At 62.9% G+C, this 14194-nt stretch carries 13 protein-coding genes; 5 read left to right on the top strand and 8 right to left on the bottom strand.

The features are described from left to right. The 3 genes from QZ266_RS01530 to QZ266_RS01520 form a co-directional block, all read left to right on the top strand. Window positions 1–1744, top strand: a 1744-nt coding sequence (locus QZ266_RS01530) for a DNA gyrase subunit A (protein ID WP_295691028.1), incomplete at its 5' end; no start/stop codon positions are given. A gap of 74 nt (window positions 1745–1818) precedes the next feature. Continuing rightward, window positions 1819–2370, top strand: coding sequence for a LemA family protein (locus tag QZ266_RS01525; RefSeq protein WP_295691026.1), 552 nt, complete (start codon window positions 1819–1821; stop codon window positions 2368–2370). Window positions 2371–2373: 3 nt separating this feature from the next. Further along, on the top strand, window positions 2374–3399 hold the full coding sequence (locus QZ266_RS01520; protein WP_295691025.1) for a M48 family metallopeptidase: 1026 nt from the start codon (window positions 2374–2376) through the stop codon (window positions 3397–3399). Here the strand turns inward: QZ266_RS01520 and QZ266_RS01515 are convergent. Beyond that, the gene (locus QZ266_RS01515) at window positions 3396–3767 is read right to left on the bottom strand and encodes a VOC family protein (RefSeq protein WP_295691024.1); all 372 of its coding nucleotides are present in this window, start codon (window positions 3765–3767) and stop codon (window positions 3396–3398) included. The two genes, QZ266_RS01520 and QZ266_RS01515, sit on opposite strands and share 4 nt — an antisense overlap. Window positions 3768–3853: 86 nt before the next feature. Here QZ266_RS01515 and QZ266_RS01510 point away from each other — a divergent pair, with 86 nt between their 5' ends. Next, window positions 3854–4588, top strand: a complete 735-nt coding sequence (locus QZ266_RS01510) for a YafY family protein (protein ID WP_295691023.1) — start codon at window positions 3854–3856, stop codon at window positions 4586–4588. A gap of 115 nt (window positions 4589–4703) precedes the next feature. After that, window positions 4704–5522, top strand: coding sequence for a hypothetical protein (locus tag QZ266_RS01505; protein ID WP_295691021.1), 819 nt, complete (start codon window positions 4704–4706; stop codon window positions 5520–5522). A gap of 5 nt (window positions 5523–5527) precedes the next feature. On the opposite strand, the gene QZ266_RS01500 is transcribed toward QZ266_RS01505, so the two are convergent. From QZ266_RS01500 to QZ266_RS01470, 7 genes are all read right to left on the bottom strand, one after another. After that, window positions 5528–6550, bottom strand: a complete 1023-nt coding sequence (locus tag QZ266_RS01500; protein WP_295691018.1) for a hypothetical protein — start codon at window positions 6548–6550, stop codon at window positions 5528–5530. A gap of 110 nt (window positions 6551–6660) precedes the next feature. Further along, complete coding sequence (locus QZ266_RS01495) at window positions 6661–7857, bottom strand: AI-2E family transporter (protein ID WP_295691016.1); 1197 nt, start codon at window positions 7855–7857, stop codon at window positions 6661–6663. A gap of 8 nt (window positions 7858–7865) precedes the next feature. Then, the gene (locus tag QZ266_RS01490; protein ID WP_295691014.1) at window positions 7866–9458 is read right to left on the bottom strand and encodes a TRAP transporter large permease subunit; all 1593 of its coding nucleotides are present in this window, start codon (window positions 9456–9458) and stop codon (window positions 7866–7868) included. A gap of 3 nt (window positions 9459–9461) precedes the next feature. Continuing rightward, the gene (locus QZ266_RS01485; protein ID WP_295691011.1) at window positions 9462–10241 is read right to left on the bottom strand and encodes a TRAP transporter small permease subunit; all 780 of its coding nucleotides are present in this window, start codon (window positions 10239–10241) and stop codon (window positions 9462–9464) included. A 2-nt stretch (window positions 10242–10243) separates the two neighbouring features. Then, window positions 10244–11365: a TRAP transporter substrate-binding protein gene (locus QZ266_RS01480; protein ID WP_295691010.1), complete on the bottom strand. Its 1122-nt coding sequence runs from the start codon at window positions 11363–11365 to the stop codon at window positions 10244–10246. Between the two features lie 33 nt (window positions 11366–11398). Continuing rightward, on the bottom strand, window positions 11399–12163 hold the full coding sequence (locus QZ266_RS01475) for an arginyltransferase (RefSeq protein WP_295691008.1): 765 nt from the start codon (window positions 12161–12163) through the stop codon (window positions 11399–11401). Window positions 12164–12206: 43 nt separating this feature from the next. After that, entirely contained in the window at window positions 12207–14048 is a 1842-nt protein-coding gene (locus tag QZ266_RS01470) for an SLC13 family permease (protein ID WP_295691006.1), read from the bottom strand. Window positions 14049–14194 lie beyond the last annotated feature (146 nt).

Below are 14194 nucleotides of genomic sequence, written 5' to 3'. Positions count from 1 at the left end.
TGCCGTCGGCATGGCGACATCCGTCCCGCCGCACAATGTCGCCGAGATCTGCGCCGCCGCCCTGGCGCTGATCGACAATCCGGAGACCGAAACCGAAGCCCTGCTCAAGCATATCAAGGGACCGGACCTGCCGACCGGCGGCACGATCGTCGAGCCGCCGGACGCCATTCGCTCGGCCTATGAGACCGGGCGTGGCGGGTTCCGGGTGCGGGCCAAGTGGGAAAAGGAAGACATGCCGCGCGGCATGTGGCGCATCGTGGTCACCGAGATTCCGTATCTGGTGCAGAAATCCAAACTGGTCGAACGCATCGCCCAGCTGATGGACGCCAAGAAACTGCCCCTTCTGGACGATGTCCTCGACGAGAGCACCGAGGATATCCGCCTGGTGCTGGAACCGAAGTCCAAACTCGTCGACCCGGACATGCTCATGGAGAGCCTGTTCAAGCTGACCGATCTGGAAAACCGGGTCTCGCTGAACCTCAATGTGCTCGACCCCAACGGTGTGCCGCGGGTGATGAGCCTGCGCGAAGTTCTGCAGATCTGGCTCGAGCATCGCCGCGAGGTCGCGGTTCGCCGGGCCACCACGCGCCTGGCCAAGGTCGAGGACCGGCTGGAAGTGCTGGCCGGCTATCTCATCGTCTATGCCGATCTGGACGAGGTGATCCGCATCATCCGCTTCGAGGATGAGCCCAAGGCCAAGTTGATGGCGCATTTCGAACTGACCGAGCGTCAGGCCGAAGCCATTCTCAATATGCGCCTGCGCGCCTTGCGCAAGCTGGAAGAGCTTGAAATCCGCAAGGAAGACAAGAGCTTGCGCGCCGAACGCAAGAGCCTCCAGGCGTTGATCGGCTCTACCGCCCTGCAATGGGACAAGGTCCGCGGCGAGGTCACCAGCCTTGGCGAGGTCTATGCCGAGACGACGCCGCTGGGCAAACGCCGCACCGTTTTCGACAAGGCGCCCGACATCTCCGGTGACGCGCCGATCGAGGCCTTCGTGGTGCGCGAACCGATCACGGCTGTCCTGTCCGAGCGCGGCTGGGTGCGGGCGCTGAAAGGCCATATCAACGACGTCACCGAGCTCAAGTTCAAGGAAGGCGACAAGTCCGCCTTCGCGGTCAAGTGCGAGACCACGGACAAGCTCCTCATGTTCGCCACGGACGGGAAATTCTATACGCTGGAAGCGTCCAAACTGCCCGGCGGCCGCGGCCATGGCGAGCCGGTTCGCCTGCATGTCGACCTGCCCGATGATGCGGCGCCGATCGGCCTGTTCAAATTCGACCCCGAGCGCACGCTATTGGTGGCGTCTGACGGCAATTCCGGCTTCCGCATCAAGGAGAGTGATTGCGTCGCCATGAAGAAGGGCGGCAAGCAGATCCTCAACCTGGCCGATGGCGACGAAGCCTTCCTGTGCATCCCGGCCACGGGTGACCGGGTCGCCCTGATCGGCGAGAACAAGAAACTCCTGGTCTTCGAACTCGAGGAGATCCCGGTGATGAGCCGCGGCAAGGGCGTCAAGCTTCTGGGCGGCAAGGGCGCCAAACTGGCCGACGCCACCGTGTTCAATGCGGAAGACGGGCTGACCTGGCTGGACGGGGCCGGGCGCCGCTTCAGTCTCGATGACTGGCATTTGTGGACCGCGAAACGGGCCCAGGCCGGCAAGATGGCGCCGCGCGGTTTCCCGCGCTCGCTGCGCTTTTCGCCGCGGGGCTCGGAATTCCTCGCTTCACAGGCGAAAGCGGAATAGGTAGTGATTTGAACGTGCATCGCCCGTCAGGGTGATGCGACATCTTCAGTTTTGCCGCTCAAGGAGAGACAGGCATGGATACCGGTATCATTCTCTTGCTCGTGATCATCGCCCTCGGCGTGTTCCTGGTCATGGTCTACAACCGCCTGGTCGCGCTCCGGCAGACCTGTAATCAGGCGTGGGGCGATATCGATGTCCAGTTGAAGCAGCGCCATGACCTCGTCCCCAATCTGGTCGAGACCGTGAAAGGCTATGCCAGCCATGAGAAAGAGACGCTCGAAAACGTCATCAAGGCGCGTCAGACGGCGATTGATGCGACCTCGGTGAAGGACCTGGCCGGCGCGGAGAACATGCTCTCCGGTGCCCTGCGTCAGCTCTTTGCATTGTCGGAAGCCTATCCCGACCTCAAGGCCAACCAGAACTTCATGCAATTGCAGTCCGAACTGGCTGATCTGGAAAACAAGATCGCCGCCGCTCGCCGCTTCTTCAACAATGCGGTCAATGAGTACAACACCTCGACCGAGCAATTCCCGGCCGTCGTGATTGCCAATTCCATGGGCTTCAAGATGCGTGAGTATTTCGAAGTGGCCGAGGCCGAGCGCGGTGCCCCGAAGGTGCAGTTCTAAGTCATGGTCTGGGGCACGGCCGGGCTCCGCACGCATATCTGGAACAATAATCTGCGGTCGGTTTTCCTGCTGGCCGCCTTTCCGGTATTGCTCGTGGCCATTGGCTATGCGCTGACCATCCTCATGACCGGATTTGATACGCCGTCGGCTGACTACGGACTTGGCAAGCCACCGGGTGCCGATGCGGCGCCCTGGCTCCGGGAGCTCTCCCGCCTGCCGATGATCGGCGTCTGGTCGCTGGGTCTTGCGGCGGTCTGGTTCGTCATCGCCTGGTTTGGCCATCAGGCCATGATCAATGCGGCCACGGGCGCCCGATCGGTCACTCGCAAGGACGAACCGGAACTCTATAACCTTTTGGAAAACCTGTGTATTTCTCGCGGCTTGTCCATGCCGAAAATGGCGGTGATCGAGAGCGGAGCGCTCAATGCCTATGCCTCCGGGCTGACCGATAGCCAGGCTACCGTCACCGTGACGCGCGGCCTCATGCAGCGCCTGGACAAGGCCGAGCTCGAGGCCGTTCTGGCGCACGAGCTTTCCCATATCCGGCATCGCGATGTCCGCCTTCTGGTCATCTCGATCATCTTTGTTGGCATCATATCCTTCGCCGCGGAGATCGTGTTTCGCCGCATTTTCTGGCTTGGATTGCGAGCCGGCGGGGATCGGCGGTCCGGCGGACGCGGCGGCGGACTGGTCATTGTGATCGGCCTGGCCATCATCGCCATCGCCTATCTGCTGGCCATCGTGATCCGCTTCTCGCTGTCGCGTCGCCGTGAATACATGGCCGATGCCGGTGCGGTCGAGCTGACCCGCAATCCTGACGCCATGATCTCGGCGCTCGAGAAAATCTCCGGTAATGCCGAGGTCGAGGATTCGCCGGAAGAAATCCGTGAAATGTTCATCGAGAACCCGAAGACCGGCTTCATGGGCGTTTTCGCTACCCATCCGCCGATCGAGAAGCGGATCGACATGCTGGTCGAGCACGCCGGCGGAAAGCGCCGGCTGCGCAGGAGCGCCGTGCCCGAAGTCTAGGCCGCGGTCTGCTGGCTGAACAAGCAGAGCTTGTTCCGGTCCAGATCCCGGACATAGCAGGAATAATAGGGCCCGCGCTGGCCCGGTTCGCCCTCGCATGACGCGCCCAGTTCGAGCGCCAGCCTGTGCAGGCGGTGCACCTCCTCCTGTGACCCCAGGTCGAGACCCAGCATTGCGCCATTGCCGTGTGTGGCAGCTTCCTCATTGAAGGGGCGCGCAATCGCAAAGGCGAAATCCTTGCCCATCCAGTATGTCATGCGCCCGGCCGGCATGGCTGGCGCGACATCGGATTGTGCGAACAGGGCGTCATAGAATCGTGTGGCGGCCTCGATATTGTTCGTGCCGAGAACGAAATAGCTCATTTTCATGGATTTTCTCCTGACTGGATCGGGCGTTCTCCCGGGTGCAGGATCAGGCTATCGACAAATATGACGTTTAATGGCGTATTTGTTTGATGGCCCGCACCAAATCGATCGACCGGATCTGCCGCCTGGAATTGCTGGCCGCCCAGCTCAGGCAGGACGAGATGTGTACGGTCAAGGACCTCGCATCCGAGCTCGGAGTGAGTGCCCGAACTGTCTCGCGTGACTTGCTCGTGATGCGTGAGCAGGGCCTGCCGATCGATGCCGATCGCGGTCGCGGCGGCGGGGTCAGGCTTGACCGGAATTGGGGTGTTGGCCGGCTCAATCTGGCTTATGGGGACGCGGTGGACCTGCTCATCAGCATCGATGTCGCCGAGAAGATGGGATCGCCGCTCTTCCTGGCCAATCTCGCCTCCGTGCGACGTCAGCTGATCGCCTCCTTTTCGCCGGAGAAGCGCGCCCGGGTCAAAAGGCTCAAGTCACGCATACTGATCGGGGGCACGGCATCCACCTTCGTCCAGGCGGGCATCGCAATGCCGGCAAAGCCGATCGTCCAGGCCTTGCACCAGGCCTTCATCGACCAGGAATCCCTGGATATCCATTATCAGCGTGAGGATGGCGCCCGATCAGAACGCCGTATCGAGCCGCATTACCTCCTGCTCAAATATCCGGTCTGGTATGTCATCGCCTTCGACCGGTTGCGCGATGCCCCGCGGATATTCCGCTGTGATCGCATGTCGTCGGCCCGTCGGGCCGGCACGCCGTTCCGACTATTGCCGAAGGCTTTCTTTGAACCATCGCTGCGGGCGGATGACCTGGCACTATGACGCTGCGGCGGCGCGGCCGGGCCGCAATGCCCCGTCCGGCGAAGAAGGCTTTGGCTGGCCATGCAAACACATTAGGGTTTTGTGCAGGAGCCGTGGCGGCTTCGGGGGGACTGACATGAAAAACCTGCTTCGCACGGCCGCACTGGTCTCGCTGACCGCGCTCGCGGCCTGTTCCACGCCGGGCTATCGCAGCCTCAATCCCAATTGCCTTGAAGCCCATGTGCAGCCGAAATATCAGCGCGACGGGCACCAGGACACGACCTATATGGTCGCGCGCCTGGCCGGCCACTCATCCGACGACGCCGCGAGGCTCGCCTTCTTCAACCAGGCGGCGGACGATCTGGCGATGCGCTATGCGGCGCCACAGGTCAGCGTCTGGGCGACATTCGGCGCCTGGGGCTATCGTCACCGGATCAATGCCGTCCTGCATTCCTTGCACGGCGGCGATCGCGCCGATGTGGCCCAGCGGAGGCTGGACCTGGCGAGCATGATCGACGCGCGAAACCGGTCGGAAGCCCAGGCCAGCTGGCAGACCGGATTCCTGATACATGCCTTGGGCGACAGCTATGCCCACACCGACCCGGTCGGCAACGCCTATGGTGAAACCTATGGCCATCTCTTTGACGGCCATGCGCCGGACCTCGTGGCCAACAGGCCTGAACTCTATCTGGCCTATGTCGACGCGCTGTTTGATGCGCTGGAGATGCCTACGGCCAGTGACCGGGAGGCGTTCGCACGTTTCAAGACCCTGATCCGCAATGCGCCGGACGGTGACGTCGCGGCTCATCAAGCCGCCATCACCGAGATGCGGAATTACTATTCCAATACCGCCCGACTGGAATGCGACGCGCTGGCCAGCACGCTGAGCATGCGCGAGGTCAGCCGTTTCCTGCGCGATGTGGAGGCGGGTTTCGGCCGCTCCGGTGAAAGCTAGGGCTGTCAGCGCGTGCGCGCGGCCACCGCGCGGCTATAGGCAGCTGCCACGGCCTCGGCCTGTTCGGCATCGTAGAGCGAGAAGAGTTCGCTGACGCCGGCATCCGGCGCGGGCATTTCCTCGTGATAGGCGCGGCACATCTCCGAGCCGACCGCGTAGCCAATCTGGAAAGGGCGGTCCGGGTGCTCGGAATCCGACCCGCTGAACCAGCCTGGCACCGAGAAGGCGGGCTCAGCCGCAATCGTGAGAAAGTCGGACCAGAGTTCGGCCTCATGCTCGGCGACATAGAGATGGCGATCGCCATAACGCTCGCCCGAGGTGAGGAAGCTCAGATATTCCGCGCAACCCTCGCGCAGGGCGATGGACAGCATGGTCCCGCCGCCGGGGGCATAGATGGAGCGATAATTCTCCAATCCGCCCTGAGCGTGGAGTTGCAGGATATGACTGCCTTCGTGAACGGCGAGATAGGTCAGCGAATCGACCATCCGGTCAGTCGCCGGCGGGCCATCTTCCAGCCGATAGCGGCCGGCGACGCCGAGCGCCGCGCCGACCCCGACGCCGGCCGGGTCATTGGCCAGTCTGACCGGTGTCCCGGCGAAACGGTGCTGGCTGGACACGAAATAATAGACCGGGATCGCGATGTCTGATCCGGCAAGGTCGCGCAGGCGCTCAATGTTGTCGCGGGTCGTGTCTTCTTTCGCGAGGAGCGGCGCGGTCAGATCGGGCAAGGCGTGAAAGACGGCACCATAGTCTTCATAGAGCGTGCCGAAGTTTTCCGCCGAGACATTGTAGCGATCCATCCAGCCGCGAAAGCCCGTCGATGCATTCGCCATGTAGACGGTAAAGGCCTCGGTCGGGTCGGCGCCATTATCGATGTCTTCGAGCAGTGTCTTGAAACGGCTGAGATCGTCATAATGGAAACTGACCGGGCCGGTCATCGACGGGACCTGTCCGTGCGCGGGCGCGGGCAGGGCGGCGAGGGTGATGGCCGCAAGCGCGCTGTGAACCACCGGGTTGAGCTGAATCATGGCGTCCTCCTTGTTGTCCGCCTTCGATGCGCGACGCACAGGGATTGGATGCAAGCCGGTTGATCAATACGGCGCGGCGGGACGCCTTGCCGGGTCTGTCCTGGCGGTGATCAGCGCTCGGTGGTGTCGGTATCGTCCGAGCCGGCCGTGTCCGTGTCGGCCGCGTCGTTATCAGCCGCATGCCTTGGTGCGGCGGTCTCATCGTCGGGGGCGGCTTCGTCGTCCCGCTCCTCTGTCTCATCGACCTCCAGAAGCCCGGCAAAGCTGTCGCGGAAAATGAACCAGACGGAAGTGAAGAGCGCGGCGATGACCGGGCCGATGATGATGCCGACGGCACCGAACAGGGTCAGCCCGCCCAGGGTCGATATCAGCACCATCAAATCGGACATCTTGGCGTCCTTGCCGACCAGAATGGGCCGCAGGATATTGTCCGATGTCGAGACCACGATGGCGCCCCAGGCGGTCAGCGCTCCGGCGGCGATCGGGTGGCCGGTGGCGGCCAGCCAGATCGCGGCGGGTACCCAGATCAGCGGCGGTCCGATCATCGGGATGATGGAGAGCAGGGCGGCCACGGCGGCCCAGAAAATCGAACCCGGCACGCCGGCTGCGAACAGGCCGATACCGGTCAGGGCGCCCTGGACGAGCGCGATCAGGAAGGAGCCCTTCACCGTGGCGCGAATGGTCGAGATGGCGCGTTCTGCCAACAGGTTGCGCGCGTCCACGGTCATCGGCAGCAGGGCCACGGCGGAACGGGCGGCATCGCGACCGGTCATCAGGAAAAAGAACAGCGCATAGACCAGGATGAAGAAGTTCAGCGCCGCAACCAGGAAGCCACCCGTGCCGGCGCGCATGGAATTGACCAGGACCCGGCCGACCGTGCCGGCCAGATTGCCGATCTGGGCGGTGATGGTGGCCTGGTATTCGATCATTTCCTCACGGAAGGGCAGCCAGTCCGGCAGACCATCCAGCCCGTCCTGCCGGATCTGGCTGACCTGGTCCTGCACCCAGGGAGTGACCATGCCGGTGACGTCGATCGCCTGCTCCGCGACGATGCCCAGAAGGATGCTTGCGGGGATGACGAAGGCGAGAACCGCGCTGGTGACCAGAAGACCGGCGGCGAGGCCGCGGCGATCCCCCAGCTTGCCCGATAGCCAGTCATGCGGTCGCGCAAGGAAAAGCGTCAGCACGCCGGCGAGGAAGAGTGCGGCCAGATAGTCCCGGATCATCCACAGGAAAATGCCGGAAATGATCAGGGCCAGTGCGGCGATGAAGGCGCGCTGGAGCTCCAGCTTGCGGTGCGGTGACATGCTGCTTCCTATCCGTACAGCCACTCCGGCAGGCCGGTGGCCAGCCAGGGGAAGACCGCGACGGCGATGATGGCCAGGATCTGGATGATCACGAAGGGTATGGCGCCGCGATAGATATCGGTGGTTTTCACGGTCTTTGGAGCGACACCGCGAAGATAGAAGAGTGCGAAGCCGAAGGGCGGCGTCAGGAAGCTGGTCTGCAAATTCATCGCCATCATCACGCCCAGCCAGACCGGGTCGACGCCCATCATCAGCAGGATCGGTGCGACGATCGGAACCACCACAAAGGTGATTTCGATGAAGTCGAGGAAGAAGCCGAGAATGAACATGACCAGCATGACCACAGCGACGGCCCCGAACACACCGCCCGGTACCGCCTGCAAGGCCGCTGCGACCGTGTCATCGCCGCCGAGTTCGCGGAAGATCAGCGAGAATAGCGAGGCGCCGATCAGAATCACGAAGACCATCGCCGAAATCAGGCCCGTGGAACTCATCACGTCGTCGAGCACGCCCGAACGCTTGAGGCGGACAAGGCTCCAGCCGGCGCCCAAAATGGTGATGGCCACCAGGGCACCGGTCAGCACGCCAACCGCCATGCCCAGATCTGTTACATAGAGACGGCGTTCGGCGCCGATATTGGCGATGACGACAAGGGCGATCAGCCCAAGAAGCGCCGCCAGGCCAAGATAGCTCACCAGTTGGCCAAGCCGCGGATTGGTTTTCGAACCGGCATTGCGGGCGCCGGCGATGAAGGTCGCGCCAACTGCGCCGACGCCGGCGGCCTCTGTCGGCGTCGCCAGGCCGGTCAGGATCGAGCCAAGAACCCCGGTGATCAGGGCCAGAGGCGGGACCAGGGCGTGCAGCAGCTGACCGATCGAGACCTGGCTACCCGCGGGCGCCGCCGGCGCACTCTCGGGTTTGAAGATCGCCATGACGATCTGGTAGCCGATATACAGACCGACGAGCAGGATGCCAGGGACAAGCGCGCCGGCGAAAAGATCGCCGACCGAGACAATGTCCGGTGAGAAAACGCCCTGCGAGCGCTGCGCTTCCTGATAGGCATTGGAGATCTGGTCGCCGAGCAGGACCAGCACGATGGAGGGCGGGATGATCTGCCCGAGCGTGCCGGATGCGGCAATGGTGCCGGTCGCGAGCGCCGGGTCATAGCCGCGCTTGAGCATGGTCGGCAGGGAGAGGAGACCCATTGTCACCACGGTCGCGCCAACAATCCCGGTCGAGGCCGCAAGCAGACCGCCGACAATCACCACCGAGATGCCAAGCCCCCCGCGCATGGTCCCGAAGAGCGCGCCCATGGCCTCGAGGAGTTCCTCGGCAATCTTGGACTTCTCCAGCATCACTCCCATGAAGACGAAGAGCGGCACCGCGACCAGGATGGAGCGGTCCATCTCCATCAGATTGCCGTAGATGCGCTGCGGGAAGGCGCGGAAATGGATCGGGTCGAACTCGCCGATCGCCATCCCGATCACCGCAAAGACGAGGGCGACACCGGCAAGGGTGAAGGCGACCGGATAGCCACGCAGAAGCGCTGCAAAGGCAGCGAAAAACATCAGGAAAGGGAGAAGCTCGATGAAGAGGTTCATGGCCTAGACCTCCCCTTCAATCGCATCAGGCAAGGCGGGTGATGGTTGATTGGCCACGGTCATCGCGGCCCTGGCGGCCATGGAGGCGCCCTGCAGGATCATCAGGATCGCGAAGACGGGAATGGCGGTTTTCAGCACAAACACGAAGGCCAGCCCGTCGCTCTCGCGTGAGCTTTCCAGAATGCGCCAGGTAGAATTGAGATAGCCCGTCGAGGACCACAGGATGAGGGCGCTCATCGGAATGAGGGCGAGATACGTCCCCAGGAGGTCGACCCAGGCGCGGCCGCGCTCGCTCATTTTCGCGAAGAAGACATCCACCCGCACATGCCCACCCTGGAGCAGGGTACTGGCCGAGGCGAAGAGGAAGAGACCGGCATGCATGTAGATCACACTCTCGGCCAGCTTGGTCGAGGCATAGCCGAAGACATAACGCTGGATGACGATGATCGCGGTGGCAAGGACAAGACCGAGCGCGAACCAGCGCGCGCCGCCACCAATGCTCAGCGTGAGCGTGTCGATGATCGCGATGGCGCGGCGCTGGACGGACCAGACCGGCGCGGGAAGACCGACAAAGCGGCCGAGAATACCGCTCAGCAGCGGGAGGAGGAGAAGAGGGGAGAGCCACAGGCCGACCCTGCCAATCCAGCCGCCGACGGCCTGGGCAAAGCCGGGCAGGTGAAGGCCGGCGAAGCTGGCCACACCGCCGCCGGTCGCCATGTCCAGACCAAGCAGGACAAGTGACAGCCCGACCAGGACCAGTAGAAGCTTGTCCCCCGCGCGCATGATCAGCCGCCCAGAACGCGTTCGCGCTGGACCATATAGGGCATTTCGGAGATCCGGCCCCAGCTGCGCATCGTGTCGCGGGCGGCGAGATAGCTCTCATAGACGCGGCGGGTCATGTCGTCGGCATTGCCGGTATCCGCCACCACCTGCTCTGAAATCTGTCCGATCTGGGTCCAGATCTCGTCCGAGAACTGACGCAGCTCGACACCGTGCTCATTGACCAGGACATCAAGCGCGAGACCGTTTTGATACTGGAATTCGGCGATCGAGATATTGTTCGCCGTGCGACAGGCCGAGGCGATGATCGCCTGGTGGTCACTGGCCAGGCCGTCCCAGACCGTCTTGTTGATACCGACGCCGAGACAGGAGCCCGGCTCGTGGAAACCAGGGCCGTAATAATAGGGGGCTTCGCGATAGAATCCGAAGGCGAGATCATTCCACGGGCCGACCCATTCGGTACCGTCAATCGCGCCGGATTGCAGTGCCGGATAGATTTCGCCGCCCGACAGGGTCACCGCCGCGCCGCCCAGCTCGCGCAGCACATTGCCGCCGAGACCCGGGATGCGCATTCGAAGGCCGCGGAAATCCTCCAGAGAATTGATTTCGCGCTTGAACCAGCCCCCCATTTGGTGACCCGAATTGCCGGCCTGGAACGGCTTGATGTTGAATTGTGCGGACAATTCATCCCACAAGGCCTGGCCGCCGCCAGCCTCGACCCAACCCATGATCTCATAGGCGGTCATGCCCATCGGCACGGCGGTAAAGAAGTTGAAGGCCGGTGATTTGCCCTGCCAGTAATATTCGGCGCCGTGATACATGTCCGCCGTGCCTTCGGAGACCGCATCGAAGGCCTCGAATGCCGAGACGATTTCACCCGCCGCATAGACACGCACTTCCAGCGAACCGCCCGACATGCGGTTGATGTAATCGGCGACATTATTGGCGGCGGTGCCCAGTCCGGGGAAATTGGCCGGCCAGGTTGTCACCATGCGCAGGCGGGTCACACCCCGATTGATGTTGGGCGCCTCGGGCCCGGTGGATGTTTCCTGACCGGTTTCCCCGCAAGCGGTTGCAACCGTGGCCGCAGCGACGGCGCCGCCGCTGATGAATGTGCGTCGATCCATGTTTGTCTCCCCCGGGTTTCGCTGCGCGTTCGCTCAGTCGAAACCGTCGTGCTCGTCCTCGTCCTCATGGTTAGCGAGTTCGGCATGCAGCTGCCAGCCCGAGGGCGTTAAAACTTGCAGCGGCTGGAATTGCGCCTTGTAGCTCATCTTGGGGCTCTCACGCACCCAATAGCCCAGATAGACGAAGGGCAGGCCCGCCAGTTCAGCCTGGCGGATGGCGTCGAGAATGATGTAGGCCCCGAGGCTGCGACGATCCCAATCCGGATCGAAATAGCTGTAAATCAGGGACAGGCCGTCCTTTAGCACATCGGTCAGGGCGGCGGCGCGCAGAACGCCGTCGGCGTCGCGATATTCGGCGACATGTGTCCGCTGGGCGCCTTCCTCGACCATCATGACGTATTCGCCGAAGGACATGCCGGCCATATCGCCATCGCCGTGACGACTATCAAGATAGCGCGAGAGCAGATCGAACTGCTCCATCGTCGCCGTCTGGGTCTCGACCGAGACCCGCAATTCGTCATTGCGATTGAGGATTTTGCGCCAGCGCCGCTTCCACTCAAAGCTCTCGGCATCAACCCGGACCGATTTGCAGGCATCGCAGGCCTCGCAAGCCGGGCGGTAGAGAACGCCCTGCGAGCGCCGGAAGCCGGCATGGGTGAGGGCGTCATTGAGCGCCGGGCCCTCGCCGATCTCGACACGGGTAAAGACCTTGCGCTCAAACCGCCCCGGCAGGTAGGGGCACGGCGCCGAGGCCGTGAGGAAGAAGGGGATTTGCCGGGTCGCAAACGGATGTGTCACGCCTGTCGCCTCTTGCTGGCGGTGAGAGATCGGGTCGGGCCGGTCAGACCATGCCGAACAGGTCGAGCAGGCTGACATAGACCGTGAAGGCAATCCAGAAGAGAACCACCATGGGCGCGCCCGCCCGCAGATAATCCGCGAAGCGGTAATGCCCCGGCCCCATCACAAGCAGGTTGGTCTGATAGCCGATCGGTGTGGCAAAACAGGTGTTTGCCGCGAAGAGAACGGTCAGGGCGAAGAGGGTCGGGTCGGCCCCCATCTGGTTGGCAGCGCCGACCGCGATCGGCGTGAACAGGATCGCCGTCGCGCTGTTCGAGAGGACGTTGGTCAGCACGGCAATCAGCAGGAATAGCGCCGACATCAGGACCACTGGCCCGAAGGGGGCGAAGGCGCTCACCACCGCGGTCGCCATGAGATCGGCGCCGCCGGTGACCTGCATCGCCGTCCCGAGGGCGATTGCCGAGCCGATCAACAGATAGACCCGCATGTCGAAGGCGCGCGCGGCCTGCCGGGTGTTGAGGCAGCCGGCGAGTATCATCGCGACGGCGCCGAGGAAGGACGCCAGCACAATGGGCAGAATGCCGGTTGCGGCTGTCAGCACGACGCCGCCAAAGACGACCCGGGCGAGATTGGCGCGGCGCGGATCGGCGATAGATTTGGTCGCCCACTCCATGATCAGGAGGTCGCGGTCAGCCCGTAATCCACGCAGTGAGGACGAGGCGCCGAAAAGGAGTAGCGTGTCACCCGCTTCCAGGCGGATTTCGCCCATGCGTGAGCGGATCATGCGGGAGCGTCGCTGAATGCCCAGGACGATGCAGCCGGTCGCGTGGCGAAAGCCGATCTGCCGGATCGTACGGCCTATCACCCGTGAACCGGGCGCCACGACGGCTTCAGCCATAACCAGGTTTTCGCCCGGATTGGGATTGTCGCCCGGACCGGAGGCTTCCAGCATGCCGCGCAGGAAATCGGCCCGCTTGGCAAGAAGGTCGGTCAGGGTCTGACGTGTCGCGGCGACGATCACCAGATCGCCGGATTTGAGCTCGATCTGGTCAAATGGCGGCAGCAGCGCGTGCTCGCCCCGCTGGATCATGCGCACCGTCATGTCGGGAAGGTCAGCGAACATGCCGGCAACAGGCTTCTTGCCGACCAGGGGGTGATCTCCGGTGACTTCCAGCTGGGCAATGAATTGCTTGCCGGCGCCGCCGGCGATTTCGCTCTCCATCGAGGCGCGGTCGGGCAGTAGGTGGGGCAGGACGAAGATAATGTAGACAACGCCGACAGCCGCCAGGAAGAGGCCGGGCATGGACGGGCTGAAGAAGGCCAGCTGTTCGCCGGTTACATTAAGCAGCGTATCGGCCACCAGAAGGTTGGTCGAGGACCCGATCAGAGTGGTCATACCCGCCAGAATGCAGACATAGCTGAGCGGAATCAGGAGTTTGGAGGGGCTTTTTTCCATCCGTTTCGCGATCGCGACAAGGATCGGCACGAACATCACGACGACAGGCGTATTATTGATGAAGGCCGAGATCACGAAGACGAAGGCGAACATGCCGAGCAGGGTGATCTTGGGGTGTTGGTCGAAGGAATCGAGCAGGCGCTGGGTTGGCCCTTCCATCGCGCCGGTCTGGAATATGCCCTGGCCGACGATCAGCAGGCAGAGGATCGTGAAGAGCGCCGGATTGGCGAAGCCGGCCAGAAGATCGGCCGCACTCGGATTTCCCGTCGCGAGCGGGAAGATGTGGAAAAAGGCCATGAGGACGGCCACGATCGAGGCCGAAACGATCTCGATCGGAACCCTGTCCCAGACATAGAAGACAATTGCCAGCAGGAGCCCGCCGAGAATTGCCCACATTTGCCACACATCGAGTGACGCTGATTCAATCATCGCGAATTTCTGGAAGCCATGGACCCACTATGTCCATTTCAAAACGCTAGCATGCGTTCCCGGCGCTTGCGAAGCCTTTCGTGAGCGTTTCTGCAGACATTGTGGCGGCGACGGGCCTGGCCACTGACCGCGGCGGTCCGGACGAT

Origin of the sequence: uncultured Maricaulis sp. (assembly GCF_905480005.1) — a bacterium.
Lineage (GTDB): Bacteria > Pseudomonadota > Alphaproteobacteria > Caulobacterales > Maricaulaceae > Maricaulis.
The sequence above is the reverse complement of the archived record's forward strand: the minus strand, read 5'-3'. Positions and strand labels throughout refer to the sequence as shown.

Bases quoted from the DNA above. Each gene is read 5' to 3' on its own strand.
- QZ266_RS01525 (WP_295691026.1), top strand. From the start codon at position 1,819: ATGGATACCGGTATCATTCTCTTGCTCGTGATCATCGCCCTCGGCGTG.
- QZ266_RS01520 (WP_295691025.1), top strand. From the start codon at position 2,374: ATGGTCTGGGGCACGGCCGGGCTCCGCACGCATATCTGGAACAATAAT.
- QZ266_RS01515 (WP_295691024.1), bottom strand. From the start codon at position 3,767: ATGAAAATGAGCTATTTCGTTCTCGGCACGAACAATATCGAGGCCGCC.
- QZ266_RS01510 (WP_295691023.1), top strand. From the start codon at position 3,854: ATGGCCCGCACCAAATCGATCGACCGGATCTGCCGCCTGGAATTGCTG.
- QZ266_RS01505 (WP_295691021.1), top strand. From the start codon at position 4,704: ATGAAAAACCTGCTTCGCACGGCCGCACTGGTCTCGCTGACCGCGCTC.
- QZ266_RS01500 (WP_295691018.1), bottom strand. From the start codon at position 6,550: ATGATTCAGCTCAACCCGGTGGTTCACAGCGCGCTTGCGGCCATCACC.
- QZ266_RS01495 (WP_295691016.1), bottom strand. From the start codon at position 7,857: ATGTCACCGCACCGCAAGCTGGAGCTCCAGCGCGCCTTCATCGCCGCA.
- QZ266_RS01490 (WP_295691014.1), bottom strand. From the start codon at position 9,458: ATGAACCTCTTCATCGAGCTTCTCCCTTTCCTGATGTTTTTCGCTGCC.
- QZ266_RS01485 (WP_295691011.1), bottom strand. From the start codon at position 10,241: ATGCGCGCGGGGGACAAGCTTCTACTGGTCCTGGTCGGGCTGTCACTT.
- QZ266_RS01480 (WP_295691010.1), bottom strand. From the start codon at position 11,365: ATGGATCGACGCACATTCATCAGCGGCGGCGCCGTCGCTGCGGCCACG.
- QZ266_RS01470 (WP_295691006.1), bottom strand. From the start codon at position 14,048: ATGATTGAATCAGCGTCACTCGATGTGTGGCAAATGTGGGCAATTCTC.